The organism is Pseudonocardia halophobica (genome assembly GCF_050948485.1).
Lineage (GTDB): Bacteria > Actinomycetota > Actinomycetes > Mycobacteriales > Pseudonocardiaceae > Pseudonocardia > Pseudonocardia halophobica.
The window spans coordinates 2,972,226-2,993,581 of the sequence record NZ_CP192046.1 but is presented as its reverse complement, the minus strand read 5'-3'; the positions used below and the strand labels follow the sequence as shown (position 1 = coordinate 2,993,581).

Genomic DNA, 21,356 nt, shown 5'->3' with positions numbered 1-21,356 from the left:
GAGGGGATCCACATGGGACGAGTGGAGGGCAAGATCGCCCTGGTCACCGGTGGTGCCGCCGGCATCGGCCGGGCCACGGCCCGTACGTTGGCGCGCGAGGGCGCGAGCGTCGTCGTCGCCGACATCGACCTCGACCGGGCGAAGGTCGTCGCCGAGGAGATCGGCGGGGAGGCGCTGCACTTCGACGCGACCGACGCGGCGTCCATCGAGGCCCTCGTGGCCGCGGTCGTCGACCGGCACGGCCGCGTCGACGTGATCCACAACAACGCGGCGCTCGTGGGGCCGGACGCCTGGTTCACCGACGGCTCGGTGATCGACACGAGCCTGGAGATGTGGGACCGCGCCTTCGCCACGAACGTCCGCAGCATCTTCGTGATGTGCAAGCACGCGCTGCCGCACATGGTCGCGGGCGGCGGCGGGTCGATCATCAACATGGCGTCCGTCGGCGGGCTGCGCGGCAGCCCCGCCCTCACCGCGTACGGCACGACCAAGGCGGCGGTCGTCGGCCTCACCCGGTTCGTCGCGGCCCAGCACGGCAAGGACGGCGTGCGCTGCAACGCCATCGCCCCCGGCGTGATCCGGACCCAGCAGCTGCTCGACGCCGTGCCCGAGCTGCCGGTCCGCGCGCTCGAGGGGGTGGCCTCGCCGCGCGTCGGCGAGCCCGAGGACATCGCCAACATGGTGCTGTTCCTCGCCTCCGACGAGTCCGCCTTCGTCAACGGCGAGACCTACCGTGTCGACGGCGGCGCCATGGCCACCGCGCCCGCCAACCGCACCCTGGAGACGCAGAAGTGAAGTTCCACTGGTTCGCCCAGCAGTACTACAGCAAGCTGCCGCCGGAGTACGGCGACACCGTCGAGAGCTCCTGGGTGACCCCGCCGGCCTCCTACGCGGACCCGCGCCAGGTCGGCGAGGACTACCACACCTACATCCGGCTGATGCAGCAGGCGGACGGCCTCGGCTGGGACTCGCTGCTGCTCAACGAGCACCACCAGACGTCCCTGGCGATGACGCCGTCGCCCAACCTGATCGCCTCGATCCTGGCCGCGACCACGGAGAACGCGGCGATCGCGCTGTGCGGCAACTCCCTCGCCCTCTACAACCCGCCGATCCGGGTGGCCGAGGAGATCGCGATGCTCGACGCGCTCTCCGGCGGGCGGATCATCGCCGGGATCGTGTTCGGCACGCCCATGGACAGCGCCTTCTCCTACGGCGTCCCGCCCGTCGAGCTGCGGGAGCGGTTCCACGAGGCCCGCGACCTGATCACCCGGGCCTGGAAGGCGACGGAGCCCTTCGCGTTCAACGGGAAGTACACGCAGCTCCGGTACGTGAACCCGTGGCCGCGGCCGGTCCAGGACGAGATCCCGGTGTGGATCCCGGGCAGCGGCAGCGTCGAGACCTGGGACGTGGTCAACGCGCTGGACTACTGCTACGGCTATCTCTCCTTCTCGGGCCGGCAGTCCGCCGAGCCGATCGTCAAGGGCTTCTGGGAGCACACCGAGGCCACGGGCGGGAACATGAACCCGAACCGGATGGCCTTCACCCAGGTCATCTGCTGTGCGGACACCGACGAGGAGGCGGAGCGCCAGTACTCCGAGGCGGTCAAGTACTTCTACCGGCAGAACCCGACGGCGATCTGGCAGGCCACCCCGCCCGGGTACACCTCCCAGGCCTCGATCCGGGAGAACCTGACCCGCGCGAAGACGATCTCGGCGGAGGAGCGGCTGAAGGCGCAGCGCGGCGAGCTGAGCTTCTGGGAGTACGACGAGCTGGGCTACATCATCGCCGGCACCCCCGAGCGCGTCGAGCAGCGGGTCCGGGCGCTGTGCACCGACCTGCGGATCGGGCAGCTCATCACGTGCATGCACGTCGGGAACCTGCCCGAGGACGTGGCGGCGAAGAACAACCACCTGGTCGGCACGCAGGTGATCCCGAAGCTGCGGGACGTCTGGGCGGACGAGGAGGATCGCTGGACCCCGAAGGTGAGCCAGGAGCGGGTGGCGGCCAAGTTCGGGGCGCCCGCGCCCGTGTGACGGCCGCGGCCTCGTCACGGTCTGCGGCAGCCGTCGCCCGGATTGGGCTGTTCGTGGGATCCCGCTCGGGGTGCACCGCTCCGTAGGCTGCCGGTGACTGAACGATCGATCAGCCACCGGTAGCCGGAGGGATCCGTGCCCGACGAGGACCTCAGTGTCGAGGAGACGCTCGCCAGGTTGCTCCGCCTGCTCGCCACGGAGGCGCCCGACGAGGCCTTCCACCGGCTGGCGGAGCTCGTCGAGGCCCGCGAGCCCGGGCCGGGGCGCGAAACCCTGCTGCACGCGCTGCGGCGCGGCGCGATCGTGCGGACGAGGCTCCAGCGCCGCCGGCGGCGGGAGAAGGAGACCCAGGCCCTCCTCGAGACCGCCCGCGGGCTGGCCGCGCTGCGGGACGTCGACGAGGCGCTGAACGCCATCGTCGCGCAGTCGCGCCAGCTCCTCGGCACCGACGCGACCTACCTCGCGCTCGTCGACCCGGTCCGTGGCGACGTCGCCATGCGGATCACGCTCGGGACGGTGACCAGGGCGATCGAGTCGGTGCGCCAGCCGAAGGGCACCGGTGTCGGCGGGATGGTGGTGGCCACCGGCGAACCCTTCGCGACCCGCGACTACCTCGCCGATCCCCGCATCACCCGGGACCCGGCGGTGGCCGATGCGGTCGTGCAGGACGGCATCGTGAGCATGGCCGGCGTCCCGATGCGGCTCGGCGAGGAGGTCATCGGCGCGCTGTTCGTGGCCAACCGGCACGAACGCGGTTTCGAACGCGACGAGATCTCGTTGCTCTCCGCCCTCGCCGACCACGCGTCCATCGTCATCGAGAACGCGCGGCTGTTCGGCGACGCGGAGGCCACCGCGCGCCGCCTGCGCGACGCCAACGCCGAGCTCGCCCGGCACGGCGAGGCCCTCGAGCGCGCGAGCGCCGCGCACGAGCGGCTCATCCCGATGGCGCTGCACCGGGCCGACCTGGCCGATCTCGTCGGCGCGGTGGCCGAGATGCTCGACGCGGACGTCGCCGCCGTCGACCCGGACGGGACGGTGCTCGAGGCCGCGGTCCGGCTCGGCGGCCCCGGTTCCGTGCAGCCGCCCGACCCGACGGACGGGCTCGCCGCGGATGCGACCGGCGCGGTGCGCCTCGGCCCCACGAGGTGGGCCGCCCCGATCCGCGCCGGCGGGGAACGGTTCGGTCATCTCGTCCTCGAGGCCGCGGGGCCGGTGCCGGACACCGACGTGCGGATCCTGGAGCGGGCGGCGCAGACCGCGGCCCTGCTGCTGCTCATGGAGCGGCAGGTGTCGCTCACCGAACAGCGGCTGCGCGGGGAGGTGGTCGAGGAGCTGCTCGCCGAGCGCGAACCGGACTGGGCCGCCTTCGACCGCCGGGCCCGCCGCGCCGGGCCGCGCGGCCTGGACCTGCGGCGTCCGCACACGGTCCTGGTCGTGACGGCCGAGGGCTCCGGGCGCCGGTCGCTGGTGCGCGCGGCCTCCGCGCAGGCGTCCCGCCGGGGCGGCCTCGCCCTCGAGCACGGGGCCCACGTCGTGGTGCTGCTGCCCGGCGTCGACCCGGCCGTCGCGGCCCGCGAGGTCCCGGAACAGCTGAGCAGGGCGACGTCGGCGCGGGTCACGGCCGGTGTCGCCGGGCCCGCCGCCTCCGCGCGCGAGCTGCGGGCCGCCCACCGGCAGGCGGACCGGTGCCACCGGCTGCTGCTCGCCCTGGGCCGGGAGGGCGAGGGTGCGACGACCGACGAGCTCGGCGCGCTGGGCCTGATCCTCGACGGGACCTCCCGGGCCCAGGTCCGCGCGCTGCTCGCCCAGACCGTCGCCCCCCTGCAGCGGTACGACGAGGAGCACGGCGCGGAGCTGCTCCGGACCCTCGACGGGTACTTCGCCGCGGGCCAGAACCCGCGCGCCGCCGCGAAGGCGCTGCAGCTCCACCCGAACACCGTCTACCAGCGGATCGACCGGATCGACCGGGTGCTGGGCCATCGGCGCTGGCGCGAGCCGGACGGCTCCCTGAGCGTCCAGGTCGCCCTGCAGCTGCACCGGATCCTCGACCACATCCCCCTCGAGGACCTGGTCCCCGGCTGAGCCCGCGCACCGTTGATCGGGGCGCTCCCGTCCGCCTACACTATCTGAACGATCGTTCGTCAAGTCCGTGCCACGTCCCGGAGGGCCGACGATGTCCCCCCTGCAGTCCCCCGAACGACCGGCCCCGGCGACGACCGTCGCCGACACCCTGACCCGCGTCGTCGAGCTGCTCGCCGACGACGCTCCGGCCGAGGCCGTCACGGCCGCGGTCGCCGGGCTGCGCTCGCCCGTCGCGGCGAGCGCCGCCGCCGATGCGCTGGCCGTCCGCGACCTGCTCGACCTGCGCCGCCGCCGGGAGCGGGAGGGCGCCGCCCTCTACGCGACGGCCCGCGACCTGACCTCGCTGCGCAGCAGCGACGAGGTGCTGCGGGCGATCGTGGAGCGGGCCCGGCGGCTGCTCGGCTCGGACTCCGCCTACATCGCCCTGGTCGACGCGGCCACCGGCGACGCCTACATGCGGGTCACCTCCGGCACGCGGACCGAGGGCATCCGGGCCGTCCGCCAGCGGCCCGGGTACGGGGTCGGCGGCTTCGTGATCCAGACCGGGCAGGCGCTGGCGACCCCGGACTACCTCGTCGACGAGCGCATCCGACACGACCCGCTGGTGGCGGCCGCGGTCGGGGCCGACGGCATCGTCAGCATCGCGGGCGTGCCCATGAAGACCGGCACCACCGTGATCGGCGCCCTCTTCGCCGCGAACCGGGTCCGTCGCGACTTCGACCAGGCCGAGATCGCCCTGCTCTCCTCGCTCGCCGCCCACGCGTCCGTGGTGATCGAGAACGCCCGCCTCTACGAGCGCACTCAGACCGTCACCGCCGAGCTGCGCGAGGCCGGGGCCCGGCTCGCGGCCCAGCGGCATGCGCTGGAACGGGCGGCGTTCGCCCACGAGCAGCTCATGCCGCTCGCCCTCGAGCGGACGGACGTGTCCGAGCTCGTCCGCGCCGTGCGGCGCGTCCTCGGCGGGAGTGCGACGCTCCTGGCCGCGGACGGCACGGTGCTCGCCGAGTGCCACGAGGAGCCCGGCGCCGACGACCGGGAGGCGCACGAGGTCGAGATCCGCGTGGGCGAGGAGTCGCTCGGCCGGCTGCGGCTCGTCCGTCCCGGCCCCCTCTCCCCCGCCGACGAACGCACCCTGGAGCGCGCCGCACAGACCGCGGCCCTGCTGCTCGTGATGGGGCGCCAGACCGCGCTGGTCGCCCGCGAGCTGCGGGCCGAGCTGCTGGCCGACCTGCTGGCCGACCGCGCGCCGAACTGGGTCGTCCTTCAGCGGCGCGCGGTGCGCTCCGGCATCGCGGACTTCGACCGGCCGCACACGGTGGTCGTCGCCGGCGGGCCCGCGGCCGGGGAGCGGCCGGCCGGGGTCCCCGAACCGGACCACCCGCTCCTCGGCGCGGCCGTCGACATCGCGGAGCGCCACGGCGGGCTGGCCGGGACGCACGGCGACACCGTCGTCCTGGTCCTCCCCGGGCTCGAGGCCGACGATGCCGCCCGCCTCGTCGTGCACGAGCTGACCACCGCGAGCGGGCAGCCCGTCACCGCGGGGGCGGCCGGACCCGGCGCGACCGCCCGGGTGGTGCGGGGGCTGCACCGCTCGGCGGCACGCTGCCAGCGCCTGCTGCGCGCCCTCGGCCGGGAGGGGCACGGCGCCTCGCTGTCCGAGCTCGGGATGCTCGGCACGGTGCTCGAGACCGCCGACACCCAGCAGGTCCGGGGTCTGCTGGACCGCACCCTCGGCCCGCTGACGGAGTACGACCGCGCGACCGGGTCGACCCTGCTGGCCACCGTCGAGTCCTACTTCTCGGCGGGCCAGAGTCCGCCCGCGACCGCCCGGGCGCTCGGCATCCACGTCAACACCGTCTACCAGCGGCTGGAGCGCATCACGGCCGTCCTCGGCGGGACGCGGTGGCGCGAACCGGACGGCGCCGTCGAGATGCAGCTGGCCCTCGCGCTGAACCGGCAGATGGGCGAGCCGCTGGGGTGAGGGACGCTCACCGCGAGAACAGGTCGCCGTTCAGGTAGATGTCCCAGTCCGCACCGGTCAGGCCGTGCCCGCCGGAGCGCAGGTGGTAGCTCATCGCCGGACCGCGGAACCCCTCGTCCGTGGGCGGTCGCCAGCTCGTCGACGGCAGACCGGTGTCGCCCAGCCCGTAGAGCTCGTACACCTGCGCCGCGGCGAGGTAGGCCAGGAACTCGCCCTCGGGGTCGGCGTTGGCGTCGTCCGTCGCGCTCGCGACGACGACCCGGCGCGGTGCCATCAGCGCCACCAGCTCGTGCTGGTCGACCGGCAGCGACTCCACGCGGTCGTCGTAGGCCTTGTACGTCTGCGGGAACCAGTGCGGGAACGAGCCGTTGATGCGCGCGACGGTCTCCGCGCCGACGCCGCCGTCGCCGCGCCGGGCGAGCTTGGTGCCCGTCGAGCCCGAGTTGTTCGGGATCGCCACCGCGAAGCGGGTGTCCTGCGCCCCGGCCCACAGCGCCGCCTTCCCGCTGCGCGAGTGGCCGATGACCGCCACCTTCGTGGGGTCGATGTCGGGATCCGTCTGCAGGTAGTCCATGGCCCGGCTGGCCCCCCACGCCCAGGCGCTGATGGCCCGGCCCGCGTCCGCGGGCAGCTCCTGGTCCGCGGGGTGGAACAGGTCGATCATCGTGCTGCGGTAGCTGCCGCTGTCGTCGGGAGCGACCTCGCCCGCGTCGAAGGCCGCGAACGCGTAGCCGGCCGCGGTGATCGTCGACACCGGTGCGATCCCCGACGACCGGTCCGGGTCGTCCCCCACCTCGCCGCGGTGGTCGATCATCAGGAACGTGCCCCGGGGCTTGGCGCCGGTCTTCGGGACGAACAGCTTCACCTCGAAGCTGCCGGTGCCCTCGGGTCCGGTCACCGTGATCGTGATGATCTTGCGCGTGACGGCGGGGAAGTCGGTCGACGTCACCGTGAAGGTCTGCGTCGACGGCGCGGGCAGGCTCTGCCCGTACACGTTCTCGCGGAAGTCGGCCAGCAGTTCGGCGCGGCGCGTGTTCTCCCACTCCGCGGCGGTGGTGACGGCGGCGCCGCTGTGCAGCCGCAGCGGGTTCGGGTAGTCCTCGCCGTCGATCGTCACCGTCTTCTCGGCCTGTGTCACGGCCGCCGTCCGGACCGGCTGCGGCTGTCCGGCCGAGCCGCCGCCGGCGCACAGGGCCGCGACGACGACCAACGACGTCGCACACCTCGTCACGGTGTGCACTCGGTCGCGGTGACGCGAGGGGCTCGGGGTACGCACGAGGCGGAATCTACACACCGGTGATCACCCGGCAACTACTCTCGGCGCAGAGCCATCCATCGGATGACGCGTGCAGGTACCGAAAGAGTGACCGCACCCCGAAGTCTCCCCCGGGGCGTGGGGCGGACGAGCTGGCCTGTAAGCCGGATCCTGTTCCCGGGCGCCTCGCGGCGCTCCGTTCGGCGACCATCCATCTAGGCCTGCCGTCGCCGGCAGGCTCGAGCGGCCTACCCGCAGGCTCGGACGGGCCGTCCTCGAACACCTGCGCAGCCTCCCGGGGGAGGCCTCTTGGCCTTGCTCCGGGTGGGGTTTACCGAGCCACCCCGGTCACCCGGGGTGCTGGTGGTCTCTTACACCACCGTTTCACCCTTACCGTGCGCCCGGGGGCGCACGGCGGTCTGTTTTCTGTGGCACTGTCCCGCGGGTCGCCCCGGGTTGCCGTTGACAACCACCCTGCCCTGCGGAGTCCGGACTTTCCTCGGCGGCGTGATGCCGACGCGGTCGCCCGGCCAGCTCGTCCGCGCCACGGATCGTAGCGCGCGGATCACGGCATGGTGCACGCGTGTCCGCGGGCGGTGCGCGGGCCCCGGCCACACTCCCTCGACCTGGGCGGATGCGCGGACGTCAGCCGGGCGGTGGGGTCGTGGTGGTCGTCGTGAGCGGGACGGTGGGCGGCGTGGGCGGCGTCGTCACGGGCGCCGGCGGGGTGGGGATGGTCGCGACCCGCTTCTTGGTCCACGTCCGGGTGGACGGGGACGAGGCGGTGCGGGTGGATGCCGCCGTGTTGCCCTCCGTCGTGGGGGCTGTCGGGGTGGTCGACGGCCGCGGCGGGCGCGACGTCGTCGTCGTCGGCGTCGGTGCCGGCGCCACCGTGGGGCTCGACGGCGGGCTCGACGGCGAGCTGGGCACGGCGGAGGTCGGCGAGGGCGTGGGCGCTTCGGGCGTCGGGCCCGTCGGGGCGGTGGGCCCCGTCGGGCCCGCGTTCTGGACCGGGGCGGGCCCCTGAGCGGGGTTCTGACCGGGGGCCGGCCCCTGAGCGGGCCGGGCCGCGACGGGCACGGCCGGCCGGGCGGCCGCGGCCTGGCGGGTCGCCGGCCCGCCCTCGGTGCCGGCCGCGCTCCGGGCGGGCGGGGCGTCGTTGCGCACGTCGGCCGGTGCCGCCGCGGCGCGCGGCCGCGGTGCCTGGTCGCCCGTGTCCGCGGAGGCCTGGGGCGGTGTCTCCGAGAAGTCCGCGGAATCTGCGGAATCCGCGAAATCCGTGGAGCCCGAGGAGTCCTGCGAGTCCACCGAGTCCGAGTCGGCGAGGACCCGCTCCGGCGGTGGCGCCGCGGGCTGTTCCGGGCCGGCCGCGACCGGCGCGGCCCCGGTCGCGCCCTCGGCCGGCGACGTCGTCGACGAGGCCGTGGAGGACGCCGTGGAGGACAGCGCCGGCGCCGGAGCGGCCAACGGCGGGCGGGCCGCCGTCGTCGGACCGGTCACGAAGGTCCGCAGCGTGCCCTCCCCCGACGAGGTCCCCACCCAGGCCGCCAGCAGCGCTCCGAGCCCGACGACCGCGACCACCCCGGCCACCGCCGCCCGCACCGCGCGCGTGGCGCCCTCGGGCCGGTGCAGCAGCAGCCAGATCGGCACCACGCACCAGGCGAGGATCAGCACCGTCGCCAGGACCACACCCCAGCGCTGCGTCATCGCGGACTCCCCCCACGGCCCCGCTCGGCACCGGGACCCCACCCCATCGTGCTCCCGGCCCCCGACCGTTGCGCCATGCAGTAACTCGCACCTGCGGCACCCGGACGTTACGGACGACGGCCGAGCGGCCCGCCGGGCGGCCGTCTACTGTTCCGGCCGTGGTGGGCGCGTCGCCGGGTCAGCTGGTCTTCCTCCTCGTCGCGGGGCTGGTGGCCGGCGCGATCAACGCCATCGCGGGCGGCGGCTCGCTGCTGGTCTTCCCCGCGCTGCTGGCGGTCGGGCTGAACCCGCTGGCCGCGAACGTCACCAACTCGATCGCACAGTGGCCGGGCTACGTCGGGATCGTCGTCGGCAACCGGCGGGAGCTGCGCGAACAGCGCCGGCGCATCGTCCTGACCTGCATCATGGCGGCGCTCGGCTCGGTCGTCGGCTGCATCCTGCTGCTGGTCCTGCCGGGCTCGGTGTTCGACGCCGTCGTGCCCGCACTGGTCATCCTGGCCAGCGTCGTCATGGCGCTCGGCCCGTACCTGAAACGCTGGATCGGGACCCCGGACCCCGACGCCCCGGACCGCACCGCGTGGCTGCTGCCGGCGGTGTTCCTCGCCGGCGTCTACGGCGGCTACTTCGGCGGGGCGCTCGGGGTCATCCTGATCTCGGTGCTGTCGCTGCTGGCCAACGACACCCTGGTCCGGCTCAACGCGCTCAAGGGCCTGCTCTCGCTCGTGGCCGCCTCGGTCACCGTGGTGATCTTCTCGCTCCGTGCGCCGGTGGACTGGACCGCGGTCGCGATCCTCGCGCCGACCACGCTCGTCGGCGGGTATCTCGGCGCCCGGATCGCCCGCCGGATGCCCGACGCCGTGCTGCGCTGGTTCGTGGTCGTGCTCGGCCTGGCCGTCGGCGTGTACCTGCTCCTCGACTGATGGCGCTCGCCCTCGCGGTCGCACTCCTCGCGGTGGTGCTGGCCGTGGCGGTCCTGCGCCCCCGCGGCCTGCCGGAGGCCGCCGCGGCCGTGCCCGCGGCGGTCCTGGTCGTCGCGCTCGGACTCCTGCCCCTCCCGGCGGCCGTGGCCGAGATCGGCGAGCTGGGCCCGACCGTCGGCTTCCTGGCCGCGATCCTGCTGCTCGGGCGGCTCGCCGACGCCGAGGGCGTGTTCGGCTGGCTCGGGGCCCGGCTCGCGGTGGCCGCCCGGGGCCGGGCCCCGCGGCTGTTCGGGCTGGTCTTCGCCGCGGCCACGGCGGTCACGGTGGTGCTGAGCCTCGACGCGACCGTCGTGCTGCTGACCCCGGTCGTCCTCGCGACGACGGCCCGGCTGCGGCTCCCCGCGCGCCCGCACGCCTACGCCTCGGTCCACCTCGCCAACGCCGGCTCGCTGCTGCTGCCCGTGTCGAACCTGACGAACCTGCTGGTGTTCGAGGCGTCGGGGCTGTCGTTCCTCGGCTTCGCGGGCCTGATGCTGCTGCCGTGGCTGGTCACGCTCGCCGTGGAGTACGGCGTGCTCCGCAGCTTCTTCCGCGGTGATCTCGGCGAGTCCGTCCCGGTGCCCGCGAGGCGCAACGGCGAGCGCACGCCCCGGTTCGCGCTCGTCGTCCTCGCCCTCACGCTGGCGGGCTTCGGTGCCTCGTCGACGGTGGGGGTGGAGCCGGTGTGGGTGGCGGCGGCCGGTGCCGTGGTGCTCGCGGTGCGGGCGGTCGTCCGCCGGGAGATCGGGGTCGCCGGGCTGGTCCGCGGGACGTCCCCGCTGTTCTGCGTGTTCGTGCTGGCGCTCGGCGTGGTGGTCGCCGCGGTCGCCACGCACGGGCTCGCGGGGTGGCTGGCCGGGATCCTGCCGGACGCGCCGACGCTGACCGGGCTGCTCGGGGTCGCGGCGGTGGCCGCGGTGCTGGCGAACGTGGTCAACAACCTGCCGGCCACCCTGGTGCTCATCGCCGCACTCGGCCCCGCGCCGCACCCGGCGCTGGTCCTCGCGCTGCTGCTCGGGGTGAACATCGGCCCGAACCTGACCTACGTGGGGTCGCTGGCCACGCTGCTGTGGCGCCGGGTCCTGCCCCGCACACCGAGCCTGCGCACGTTCACCGCCGTCGGCCTGCTGACCGTGCCCGTCGCCCTGACCGCGGCCACCGCGGCCCTGTGGGCGGTGTGGAGCCTCGTCGGTTAGGACGGGTCGCCGGGCACGTGGGACGTGTCGTTGACCAGCCGGACGGACGCCCCGCCGTCGGGGAAGAAGTCCGCGATGCAGAGCGACGCCAGGTCCAGGTGCAGCCGGTAGAGGATCGAGCTGCCGCTGGCCAGGGCCTCCTGCAGGATCAGCTTGATCGGCGTGACGTGGCTGACCACGACGACCGTGCGGCCCGGGAAGTCCGCGACGATCTTCGCGCGCTCGGCGGCGACCCGGACCCCGGCCTCGGCGAAGCTCTCGCCGCCGGGCGGGGCGACCTCCGTGCTGCCCAGCCAGCGCGCGAACACCTCGGGATCGCGCTCGCGGGCCTCGACGAAGGTCAGGCCCTCCCACTCGCCGAAGTCCGTCTCGATCAGCCCGTCGCGCACCTCCACCGGTAGCCCGGTGACCGCGGCGACGGCCTCGGCGGTCTGGCGCGCCCGCAGCAGCGGTGAGGTGAGGACGGCGTCGACGCCGCCGAGGGCGCCGATCCGCTCGGCCGCGCCCGCCGCCTGGGCTTCCCCCCGCTCGGTCAGCGCGGGATCGCCCAGGCCGGAGTAGCGCTTCTCCACGGACAACGGCGTCTGGCCGTGCCGGAGCAGCAGCAACCGGGTCGGCGCACCCTTCTGCCCGGTCCACGCGGCGGAGCCCGACGGGGTCGAGCCCGTCACAGCCCGGACTCCCCGGTCCGGACCAGGATCGTGCCGCACTCCTCGCAGTGGACGACGTCGTCGGCCGACGCGGCCTTGACCCGGCCCAGGAAGGTGCGGTCCAGCTCGAGGCGGCAGGCGCCGCAGCGGCGCTCGCGCAGCAGCCCGGCCCCGGCCCGCCCCTGCTCCCGCCGCTTCTCGTAGACGGCGAGCAGGTCCTCGGGCAGGTCCGGGAGGATCGCCTCGCGGTCGCGGCGCCGGCCGCCCTCGGCCGCGTCGATGTCGGCGAGCGCGGTGTCGCGGCGGCCCGTCACGGCCTGCAGGTGCTCCTCGGCCTCGGCGAGCACGCGGCGGGAGTGGTCGAGGTTGCCGCCCAGGGCCTCGCGCTGCTCCATGACCTCCAGCTGCTCGTCCTCGAGGACGCCCTGGCGGCGTGCGAGGGTCTCGAGCTCGTGCTGCAGGTCGGCGGCCTGCCGGGCGCTCACCCCGGAACCCGCGAGCACCGCCCGGTCCTTCTCGGTGCGTGCCCGCACGCCCTCGACGTCCCGCTCCAGCCGGCGGATGTCCCGGTCCAGGTCGCCCGCCGCGGTCTCGGCCTCGACCACGGCGTCCTTGCCCGCCCGGACGCGCGCCTCGGCCTCGGTCAGCTCCGCGTGCTCGGGCAGTGCCCGGCGGCGGTGCGCGAGCCGCGTGAGCTCCGCGTCGACCTCGGCCAGGTCCAGCAGCCGCCGCTGCGCGGCGGGATCGGCCTTCACGCCCCTCGTCCTCCTTCTCGGGTGGTCACGCGCCGAGGGTCCAGGGATCGGTCCGGAGCCGGGACACGCGGGTCTCGACGCTACCCCCCAGCGCCTTCTCGACGACGGCCGCCGCCTGCGCGCACCAGGGCCACTCCGACGCCCAGTGCGCGACGTCGACCAGCGCCGGCGTCGGGCGGCCGGGCAGCGACCCCGCCAGCAGGTGCTCCGACGCCGGGTGGTGGCGCAGGTCCGCGGTCACGTAGGCGTCCACCCCGGCCGCGATCGCCGCGGACAGCGCCGAGTCGCCCGCACCGCCGCACACCGCGACCCGCCGGACCGGGCGGTCCGGGTCCCCGGCCGCGCGCACCCCCCACGCGGTCCGCGGCAGGGCCGCCGCCACCCGCTCGGTGAAGGCGGACAACGGCTCCGGATCCGGCAGCTCCCCCACCCGGCCGAGCCCGCGCGCCGACGGCAGCGCCGCCAGCTCGAACACGTCGAAGGCGGGCTCCTCGTACGGGTGCGCCGCGCGCAGCGCCTCGACCACCGCGCGCCGCCGGTGCCGCGGCAGGACCATCTCCAGCCGGGTCTCCGCGACCCGCTCCAGCTTCCCGACCTCGCCGATCGCCGGGTGGGCGCCGGCGTGCGGCAGGAACTGGCCGGTCCCGGCCGTGGCGAACGAGCAGTGGCTGTAGTCGCCGATCTCCCCCGCCCCCGCCGCGGACAGGGCCTCGTGCACGCTCCGCAGCGCCGGCCCGGTCGGGACGAACGCCACGATCTTGTCCAGCGGCTGGTCCGGCTGCGGCTGCAGGGGCGCCTCCACCCGCAGCCCCAGGGCCTCGGCCAGCGCGTCGGACACACCCGGATCGGCGGAGTCGGCGTTGGTGTGCGCCGTGAACAGCCCGACGCCGCCACGGATCAGCCTGTGCAGCAACGCCCCCTTGGGAGTGTCGGCGCCGACCCCGTGCACGCCGCGCAGCAGCAGCGGATGGTGCGTGACGAGCAGCTGCGCGTCGGTGGCGAGGGCCTCGTCGACGGTCCCGGCCACGGCGTCGACGGCGAACAGCACGCGGCGCACCGGGTCCGCCGGGTCGCCGCAGACCAGGCCGACGGCGTCCCAGTCCTGGGCGAGGCCGGGCGGGTAGGCGGCCTCGAGGGCCGCGGTGACATCGGCCAGCGATGCCGGAGGGTGCTCGCTCACGCCGCTACACCTACCAGGGCCGCGGCCAGTGCCTCGACCAGGAGCGCCACCCGCGCCGGCTCGCGCACCGCGACCCGCAGGTGGTCGGGCCCCAGCCCGGGGAACGTGTCGCACCGGCGCACCGCGATCCCGTGCTGCCGCAGCCGTTCCCGCACCTCCGCGCCGCGGCCGGCGGACAGCCGCAGCAGCAGGTAGGGCGCCACGCCGGGCAGCACCTCGACGCCGGGTAGTTCGCGCAGGGCGGCCGTCTGCGCCCTCCGCTGTTCCGCCAGCGCCCCGGCCACCCGCTCCGCCTCGGCGACGGCCGCGGGTTCGGAGCAGGCGACGACCGCCTCCAACCCGAGGGTGCCGACCGGCCAGTGCGGCCGCGGGGCGGCCAGCCGGGCGAGCAGGGCGGGGTCGCCGAGGGCGTACCCGGCCCGCAGCCCGGCGAGCGCCCAGGTCTTGGTCAGCGAGCGCATCACCAGCAGGCCCGGCAGGCGTGCCGCCGCGAGCGACTCCGGCTCCCCCGGCACGGCGTCGGCGAAGGCCTCGTCGACGACCAGCACCCGCCCGGGCCGGGCCAGGGCCCGCACGTCGGCGGCGGGGTGCAGGACCCCGGTCGGGTTCGTCGGGTTCCCGACGACGACCAGGTCGGCCTCCTCCGGCACGGCGGCCGGGTCGAGCCGGTGCCCGTCCGCCTCGGCGGTCAGCACGTGTTCCACCGCGAGCCCCGCTCCGCGCAGGGCGGCCTCCGGCTCGGTGAACCCCGGGTGCACGACGACCGGCCGGCGCGGCGCCAGGCCCGGGAGCAGCGCGAACCCCTCCGCGCTGCCGGCCAGCACCAGCACCTCCTCGGGCTCCCGGCCGTGCCGCCGCGCGACGGCCTCGCGGGCGCGCCGGTCGTGGGCGGCCGACGGGTAGCGGGCCAGGTCGTCGAGCGCGGCCGCGAGCCGGGCCCGCAGCCACGCCGGCGGGGCGTCGCCCTGGACGTTGACGGCGAAGTCGACCAGCCCCGGCGTCGCCTCGGCGTCGCCGTGATGACGCAGGGTGTCGAGGTCCGGACGCGCGGCGACGGCACGCGATCCGGACACAGTGGCCTTGATCTCCTCCGGCGGCTCCGGGACGCCCTCCATACCGGGGCACCCTACGGTGACGGGGTGCATGTCAGTTTCGTCTGTACCGGCAACATCTGCCGCTCCCCGATGGCGGAGAAGGTGTTCCGCGCCGCCCTGGACGAGGCCGGCCTGGCCGCCGGCGTGGCGGTGACCAGCGCGGGCACGGGCGGCTGGCACGTCGGCGAGCCGATGGACCCGCGGGCGGCCGAGGTCCTGCAGCGGCACGGCTACGACACCGCCCACACGGCCCGCCAGATCGACTCGCACGTGCTCTCCGCCGACGTCCTCGTCGCCCTCGACCACGGCCACCGCCGCGCCCTGCGGGACTCCGTCCCCGAGCCGGACCGCGTCGTGATGCTCCGCTCCTTCGACCCCGGGTCCACGGACGACGCCGAGGTCCCCGACCCCTACTACGGCGGTCCGGACGGCTTCGACGAGGTCCTGCACATGATCGAGGCCGCCGTGCCGGGCCTGCTGGAGCGGGTCCGCAAGGAGGTCTGACCCGCGTGACCGGCGCGCTCGCGGAGGTCGGGCTGGACCCGGGCGCCCTGCGGGGCGGCGGGGTCCGCCGGGTGACCCTGCCCGACGGGCGGGCCGCGGTCGTCAGGCGGGACCCGTCCGTGCCGGCCGAGGCCGCGGGCCTGCGGTGGCTCGCCGTGCCGGGTGGGCCGCCCGTGCCTGAGGTGTACGCGGCCGACGAGGAGTGGCTGGTCAGCCAGGAGGTGCCGGCCGGGAGCCCCACCGCGGCCGCCGCCGAGGACCTCGGCCGCCGGCTCGCCGTGCTGCACGAGGCCGGCGCCCCCGCCTTCGGCGCTCCCCCGCCCGGCGGCCCCGCCGACGCCTGGATCGGCGCCACGGGGATGCGGAACGAGCCCGCCGACTCCTGGCCGGAGTGGTATGCCGAGCACCGGGTCCTCGCCTACGTCCGGCGTGCCGAGCTGCCGGACACCGCGGTGTTCGACGAGGTGTGCGCCCGGCTGCCGGAGCTCGCCGGGCCGGCCGAGCCGCCCGCACGCCTGCACGGCGACCTCTGGTCGGGCAACGTCCTCTGGTCGGCCGCCGGCGCCTGGCTCATCGACCCCGCGGCGCACGGCGGCCACCGCGAGACCGACCTCGCGATGCTGGCGCTGTTCGGCCTGCCGCACCTCGACCGCGTGCTCGCGGCCTACGACGAGGCCGCTCCCCTGGCCGCGGGCTGGCGCTCGCGCGTGCCGCTGCATCAGCTGTTCCCGCTGCTCGTGCACACGGTGCTCTTCGGCGGCGGCTACGCGAGCCAGGCGATGGCCGCCGCGCACGCCGCTCTCCGCGCGTGACGGCTCAGCGCCAGTCGTCGATCACGAACACGTCGTCCCGGTCGTAGCCGGCGTCGTTGGGCGCATGCATGGTGACGCCCGGGACGTCCGTGACGAACCCCCGCCCGACGAGGTGCCGGTAGGCCCGGTGCCGGGCGGTGTTGACCCCCACGACCAGCCGCTCCGCCCCGAGCACCGCGGCGTGGGCCAGGCACGCGTCGACGAGCGCGGCGAAGTCCGCCTCGGCGCCCGGCCGGACCAGGCCGACCTTCACGTAGGCCACGCCCGAGCCCGCCTCCGACCCCGCACCGTCGTGCACCACGGCCACGCCGGTGGGCGCCGCGGCAGGCCCGGTCAGCACGACCTCGCCGATCTTCTGGTCGAGCACGCTCGCGATCTCGCCCGCGAGGTCGAGCCCCGGGTACACCGTGCCGGTGAGCCGCCCCGCCGCGGCCGTGAGCTCCTCCCGGTCCCGCGCCGACCCCGGCGCCCACTCCACGGCCGGCGGCGCGGCGGGCACCGGCCGGGACATCAGCGCGGTGAGGAACCGCGGCCAGTACCCGAAGCGCTGGTAGAGCCGGTGGTGGCGGGGGCTGTGCGCGAAGGTGAAGAGCCCGCGGCGGACCACCCCCCACTCCCGCAGCACGCCGTCGGCCGCGGCGAAGAGCTGCGACCCGATGCCGCGGTCCCACCACTCCGGCTCCACGGACAGCGGCCCCGCGAACCCGACGCTCCCCCAGCGCGTGGCGAACGCCGACCCGACGAGCCGGGTGCCGGCGAAGGCGCCCAGGGCGGCCGAGTTCGGCGCGGCCCAGCGGGTGCGGACGAGCTCGGCGTCCCGCTGGTCGTCGGCACCGACGAGGGCGGCGAAGGCCCGGCGCTGGATCCGGTCGGCGGCGTCGAGGTCCGGTTCGCGCAGCGGCCGGATCTCGCACTCCGCCGGACGGCGCAGATGACGACCCATGCGCGAACGATGCACGTGCACCTGCCCCGCCGGAAGGGCTGCGGTGGACCGTTCAGCCGGACGTGCGCTCCGCCTCGGCAGCCGGTGCCTCCTTGAGCTCGGCGAGCGAGTCGTCGATCGCGGCGGCGAGGGTGTCGACGTCCGGGAGGGCGTCACGGTCGGCGTTGAGTCCGTAGCAGACGGTGCCGTCGTAGGAGGTCACGCCGATGGCGACGGCCTGGCCGTGGGCCAGCGGGACCACCGGGAACATGTCCCGCATCCGGGCGCCCATGGCGTACAGCGGCCGCGGCGGCCCCGGCACGTGCGTGACGACGACGTTGAACAGCCGCGAGGAGAGCCGGGAGGACAGCCGCGCCCCCATCTGGTGCACGGTGGGTGTGGTCAGCCCGGCGAGCCCGACGACGGCGGTGGTGCCCGCCGACCGGCCGAACCGCTTGCGCGCCTCCATCTGCACGGCGATCGACCGCAGCCGCTCGACGGGGTCCGCGATGCCCACCGGCAGTTCCACGAACACCGCGGAGATCTGGTTGCCGGAGGTCGCCGCGCCGGTGCGGCCGCGCATGCTCACCGGCACCATCGCCCGCACGACCGAGTCGGCGAAGATCGGCTCGCCGCGGCTGATCAGCCAGCGCCGCAGCGCCCCCGTCACCACGGCGAGCACCACGTCGTTGACCGAGCCGCCGCCCGCCCCGTGCCGCCGCCGGATCACCCGGTGCTCGAACAGCGAGGTCCTGGCCATCCCGAAGCGGCGCTGCTCGCCGATCGGCGCGTTGAGGGCGCCGACGGGGCGGCCGCGGCTGGCCGTGCGCACGGCGTCGGCCAGCCCGCCGAGGGAGCGGCGGACGGACGACGCGGCCTGCCGCAGGTCCGCGGCCGACCGCGCGACCGCGTCGACGGCGCTGCGCGGACGCAGCATGTTCTCCACGACCGCCGACGCCGCCAGCTCCAGCCCGGTCGGCTCGCGGGCCGGCCGCCAGTCGTCCGGGTCGACCTCGCGGGGCTTCGGCGTGGTGTCGAGCAGGACGGCGCCGATGTCCATCGAGGCCAGCCCGTCGACCATCGCGTGGTGGGTCTTCGTGACGACCGCGAGCCGGTGCCCCTCGAAACCCTCGACCAGGTAGATCTCCCACAGCGGGCGCGACCGGTCGAGCTGGCGGGACAGCAGCCGCCCCACCAGCTCGCGCAGCGCCACGTCCGACCCCGGCGCGGGCAGCGCCGAGCGCCGGACGTGGTAGCTCAGGTCGAAGTCCGGGTCGTCGACCCAGACCGGCAGGCCCAGCCGGCCGGGCACCTCGCGCACCTTCTGCCGGTACCGCGGCACCAGGGCGAGCCGGTCGCCGATGAGCCGGACGAAGGCGTCGACGTCGAAGTGCTCGTCCTCGTCCGACCCCGTCTCGAAGGTCATCACCCCGCCGACGGTCATCGCCGTCGTGCGCTCCTCCATGAACAGGAACGAGGCGTCCAGGGGCGTCAGGCGCTCGGGCACGGGCGGAACCCTAGTGCGCGGTCACCAGACCCCTTCGGCGCGCCAGCCCCGCAGCGGCATGCCCGAGGCGCCGTGCTCCCCCAGCTTCACGCCCAGCATCTGGTGCAGCTGGATGTTGTCGAGCTCGAAGCCGAGCCGGCAGGCGGCCATGTACAGCCGCCACACCCGCGCCCGGCCCAGGCCGACCTCGGCGACGGCCTCGGCCCAGTGCTCCTCGAGGTTGGCGCCCCAGTCCCGCAGGGTCAGCGCGTAGTGCTCGCGCAGGTTCTCCTCGTGCCGGATCTCGAAGCCGGCGTCGTTCATCTCGGTCATCAGCAGGCCGGGCGACTCGAGCTGCCCGTCCGGGAAGACGTACCGGCCGATGAAGGGGTCGACCTTGCGCTTGTTCACGGTGCGCGGCTGCGTGATGCAGTGGTTGAGCAGCCGGCCCTCCGGGCGCAGCTTCCCGTGCAGGAAGCGGAAGTAGGAGCCGAGCTGCTTCCGGCCGATGTGCTCGGTGAGCCCGATCGAGCTGACGGCGTCGAACCCGGTCTCGGGGACGTCCCGGTAGTCCAGGTGCCGGACCTCGGCGAGCTCCTGCAGGCCCTCGCGCCGGATCGCCTCCTGCGCCCACGACGCCTGCTCCCGGGACAGCGTCACGCCGAGCGCCTGCACGCCCTTCCGCGCTGCGTGCCGGACCATCCCGCCCCACCCGCAGCCGACGTCGAGCAGCCGCATCCCCGGCTCCAGCGCGAGCTTGCGGGCGACGAGGTCGTACTTGGTCTCCTGCGCCTCCTCGAGCGTCGCGTCGGGACGCGGGTAGGCGGCGCAGGTGTAGGTCATCGACGGCCCGAGCACCCACTCGTAGAAGCGGTTCGAGACGTCGTAGTGGTGCGAGATCGCCTGGCTGTCCCGGAACTTCGAGTGCAGCCGCCCGCGGGGGCGCGCCTCGAGCTCGGGCGGCGCCGGTCGGTACTTCAGCCATACCGGACCGACGGTCGCGAGCAGCTTCGCGAAGTCCGGCTTGGAGACCCCGTGGAGGGTCACGTCGGACAGTGCGGACAGGGCGGCGTAGAGGTCGCCCTCCACCTCGATCTCGCCGGTGACGTACGCCCGCGCCAGCCCGAGCGTGCCCGGCGCCGACGCCAGCCGGGCCAGCGCCCGCGGCGACTCGATCCGCAACGCCACCTCGGCGTCGTCCGGACCGGACTTGCTGCCGTCGTAGGCGATCAGCCGGATGGCCGCGTCCGCCCCGATGACGTGCCCGAACACCTCCGCGACCCGCATGCTCATGCTCCCCCTCCGACCTTCGTGTACAGATCCGGTACCCGCCCCGCCGGGTCGTATCGCTCCTTCACGGCCCGGTACGCCGCTCCGTTGTAGCGCTCCCAGAACTCCGTCTCGCCGTAGTGGACGGTCGAGTAGAGACTCTTGTGGCCGTCCAGGTCGGCCACGAGCTTCTCGACGAAGCGGTTGTGCTCCTCGCGGTCCGCCCCCACCGGCACGGACGACCAGAAGCCGACGTTCACGTACGGCGTGTGCGGCTCCATCGGGTACAGCGGCCAGGTGCGCTCCCCGCGCAGCTGCAGCGGGCAGAGCCACACCGGCGCGATCCCGACGTGGGAGTGGAAGGCCGCGAGGAACTCGGGCAGCCGGGGCGTCGGGATCTCGACGTCCTGGATCACCATCTCCTCCTCGGACCGGCCGAGGGCGCGCCGCACGGTGTTCGACGCCTGGTAGCGCTGGTCGAGCGCGACCAGCCGGCGGTACACGTCGGACCGGCGGTACCGCTTCGGCCACACCCGGCGCACCGCGGGCACCTGCACGCCGAAGGCGCGCGAGCACCAGAACCAGTCGGTGTCCCAGCGCCACAGGTAGTCGTGGACGGTGAGGTGGTCGACGGGCCGGCGCTGCAGCGACCGGTAGAACACGTCCATGCCGGTGTAGTCGGAGATCTGCGCGCCCGGCGTGGGGGCGTCGACGAAGCGGCCGACGCTCACGTAGTGCTCGTCCGCGGAGAACACCGTGCCGTCGACGAAGTCCGCGGGGCCGTCCGGCCGGGCGAACTCCGCCAGCGCGGCCGTGGCCTCCTCCGCGGTGCGGAAGCGGTGATGGGTGAGCTTGACGTACGGCTTGACCGGCAGCAGCTCGATGCGCAGCCGCAGGGCGTAGCCGAGCGTGCCGTACGAGTTGGCGAAGGCGGCGTGGAGATCGGCGTGCTCGTTGTCCGGTGCGGCCGTGACCAGCTCCCCGGCCGGGGTGAGGACGTCCATCTCCAGCACGGACTCGTGCGGCAGCCCGTGCCGGAACGACGTCGACTCGATACCCAGCCCGGTGACGGCGCCGCCGAGGGTGATGGTCTTGAGCTGCGGCACGACCAGCGGCATCAGCCCGTGCGGCAGGGTCGCCGCGACCAGGTCCTCGTAGGTGCACATGCCCTGCACGTCGGCGGTGCGGGCCGCCCGGTCCACCTCGATCACCCCGGCGAGGCCGGAGGTGTCGAGCAGCACCGACTCCGCGGCGGGCGTGCCGAACCGGAACAGGTTCGAGGTCCGCTTGCCGAGCCGTACGGGGGTTCCGGCCGGGACCGCGCGGTAGGCGCGGAGGAGCTCCTCGACGACGGCGTCGTGCCGCCGCCGTGCCCCCGAACGCGCCGCCGGATCCGCCCCCACCCGCTCGATCGTGCCCACGACGCCACGCTAACGCCGCAGAGGCGCCTCCGTCAGGGGTACTGCGTCAC

Annotated in this window: 18 protein-coding genes and 1 other RNA gene; 8 read left to right on the top strand and 11 right to left on the bottom strand. The window is 75.1% G+C overall.

Annotated features, from left to right (window positions below; genetic code table 11):
* The first annotated feature begins 12 nt into the window (after positions 1–12).
* The 4 genes from ACQP04_RS14425 (at position 13) to ACQP04_RS14410 (ending at position 6,096) form a co-directional block, all read left to right on the top strand.
* Positions 13–795, top strand: a complete 783-nt coding sequence (locus tag ACQP04_RS14425; protein ID WP_433507541.1) for an SDR family NAD(P)-dependent oxidoreductase — start codon at positions 13–15, stop codon at positions 793–795.
* Positions 792–2,033: an LLM class flavin-dependent oxidoreductase gene (locus ACQP04_RS14420; protein WP_433507540.1), complete on the top strand. Its 1,242-nt coding sequence runs from the start codon at positions 792–794 to the stop codon at positions 2,031–2,033. The genes ACQP04_RS14425 and ACQP04_RS14420 overlap by 4 nt, the downstream gene beginning before the upstream one ends.
* 135 nt (positions 2,034–2,168) lie before the next feature.
* Positions 2,169–4,115: a helix-turn-helix domain-containing protein gene (locus tag ACQP04_RS14415; protein WP_433507539.1), complete on the top strand. Its 1,947-nt coding sequence runs from the start codon at positions 2,169–2,171 to the stop codon at positions 4,113–4,115.
* Between the two features lie 91 nt (positions 4,116–4,206).
* Entirely contained in the window at positions 4,207–6,096 is a 1,890-nt protein-coding gene (locus ACQP04_RS14410; protein ID WP_433507538.1) for a helix-turn-helix domain-containing protein, read from the top strand.
* A 7-nt stretch (positions 6,097–6,103) separates the two neighbouring features.
* Here ACQP04_RS14410 and ACQP04_RS14405 read toward each other — a convergent pair whose 3' ends face one another.
* From ACQP04_RS14405 to ACQP04_RS14395, 3 genes are all read right to left on the bottom strand, one after another.
* Positions 6,104–7,306, bottom strand: a complete 1,203-nt coding sequence (locus tag ACQP04_RS14405; protein ID WP_433507537.1) for a glucuronyl esterase domain-containing protein — start codon at positions 7,304–7,306, stop codon at positions 6,104–6,106.
* Positions 7,307–7,495: 189 nt separating this feature from the next.
* Positions 7,496–7,889: RNase P RNA component class A (rnpB, locus tag ACQP04_RS14400), an RNA gene on the bottom strand.
* Between the two features lie 107 nt (positions 7,890–7,996).
* Positions 7,997–9,058, bottom strand: a complete 1,062-nt coding sequence (locus ACQP04_RS14395) for a hypothetical protein (protein WP_433507536.1) — start codon at positions 9,056–9,058, stop codon at positions 7,997–7,999.
* A gap of 158 nt (positions 9,059–9,216) precedes the next feature.
* On the opposite strand from ACQP04_RS14395, the gene ACQP04_RS14390 reads away from it, so the two are divergent.
* Positions 9,217–9,978 carry a sulfite exporter TauE/SafE family protein gene (locus ACQP04_RS14390; RefSeq protein ID WP_433507535.1) on the top strand — a complete coding sequence of 254 codons (762 nt, stop codon included), beginning with the start codon at positions 9,217–9,219 and terminating at the stop codon, positions 9,976–9,978.
* A complete protein-coding gene (locus ACQP04_RS14385) occupies positions 9,978–11,213 on the top strand; it encodes an ArsB/NhaD family transporter (RefSeq protein WP_433507534.1) in 1,236 nt (411 codons plus the stop codon). Before ACQP04_RS14390 ends, ACQP04_RS14385 begins: the two co-directional genes overlap by 1 nt.
* Here the strand turns inward: ACQP04_RS14385 and ACQP04_RS14380 are convergent.
* Genes ACQP04_RS14380 through cobC form a run of 4 tightly spaced genes read right to left on the bottom strand, consistent with a single transcriptional unit; the run spans position 11,210 to position 14,913 of the window.
* A complete protein-coding gene (locus tag ACQP04_RS14380; protein ID WP_433507533.1) occupies positions 11,210–11,884 on the bottom strand; it encodes a histidine phosphatase family protein in 675 nt (224 codons plus the stop codon). The genes ACQP04_RS14385 and ACQP04_RS14380 overlap by 4 nt on opposite strands.
* Complete coding sequence (locus tag ACQP04_RS14375) at positions 11,881–12,618, bottom strand: zinc ribbon domain-containing protein (RefSeq protein WP_433507532.1); 738 nt, start codon at positions 12,616–12,618, stop codon at positions 11,881–11,883. The genes ACQP04_RS14380 and ACQP04_RS14375 overlap by 4 nt, the downstream gene beginning before the upstream one ends.
* Before the next feature lie 25 nt (positions 12,619–12,643).
* A complete protein-coding gene (locus ACQP04_RS14370) occupies positions 12,644–13,774 on the bottom strand; it encodes a Nif3-like dinuclear metal center hexameric protein (RefSeq protein WP_433508366.1) in 1,131 nt (376 codons plus the stop codon).
* A gap of 20 nt (positions 13,775–13,794) precedes the next feature.
* Entirely contained in the window at positions 13,795–14,913 is a 1,119-nt protein-coding gene (cobC, locus tag ACQP04_RS14365) for an Rv2231c family pyridoxal phosphate-dependent protein CobC (protein WP_433507531.1), read from the bottom strand.
* Positions 14,914–14,937: 24 nt separating this feature from the next.
* On the opposite strand from cobC, the gene ACQP04_RS14360 reads away from it, so the two are divergent.
* The gene (locus ACQP04_RS14360) at positions 14,938–15,396 is read left to right on the top strand and encodes a low molecular weight protein-tyrosine-phosphatase (protein WP_433507530.1); all 459 of its coding nucleotides are present in this window, start codon (positions 14,938–14,940) and stop codon (positions 15,394–15,396) included.
* A gap of 5 nt (positions 15,397–15,401) precedes the next feature.
* Complete coding sequence (locus ACQP04_RS14355; protein WP_433507529.1) at positions 15,402–16,208, top strand: fructosamine kinase family protein; 807 nt, start codon at positions 15,402–15,404, stop codon at positions 16,206–16,208.
* Positions 16,209–16,212: 4 nt separating this feature from the next.
* Here ACQP04_RS14355 and ACQP04_RS14350 read toward each other — a convergent pair whose 3' ends face one another.
* From ACQP04_RS14350 to ACQP04_RS14335, 4 genes are read right to left on the bottom strand one after another with little or no spacing between them, the layout of a single operon-like run.
* Entirely contained in the window at positions 16,213–17,151 is a 939-nt protein-coding gene (locus ACQP04_RS14350) for a GNAT family N-acetyltransferase (protein WP_433507528.1), read from the bottom strand.
* 52 nt (positions 17,152–17,203) lie between these two features.
* Positions 17,204–18,637, bottom strand: a complete 1,434-nt coding sequence (locus tag ACQP04_RS14345) for a WS/DGAT/MGAT family O-acyltransferase (RefSeq protein ID WP_433507527.1) — start codon at positions 18,635–18,637, stop codon at positions 17,204–17,206.
* Positions 18,638–18,658: 21 nt separating this feature from the next.
* The gene (locus ACQP04_RS14340) at positions 18,659–19,903 is read right to left on the bottom strand and encodes a class I SAM-dependent methyltransferase (RefSeq protein ID WP_433508365.1); all 1,245 of its coding nucleotides are present in this window, start codon (positions 19,901–19,903) and stop codon (positions 18,659–18,661) included.
* Positions 19,904–19,905: 2 nt separating this feature from the next.
* Positions 19,906–21,306: an FAD-binding oxidoreductase gene (locus tag ACQP04_RS14335; protein ID WP_433507526.1), complete on the bottom strand. Its 1,401-nt coding sequence runs from the start codon at positions 21,304–21,306 to the stop codon at positions 19,906–19,908.
* Between the last annotated feature and the right edge of the window lie 50 nt (positions 21,307–21,356).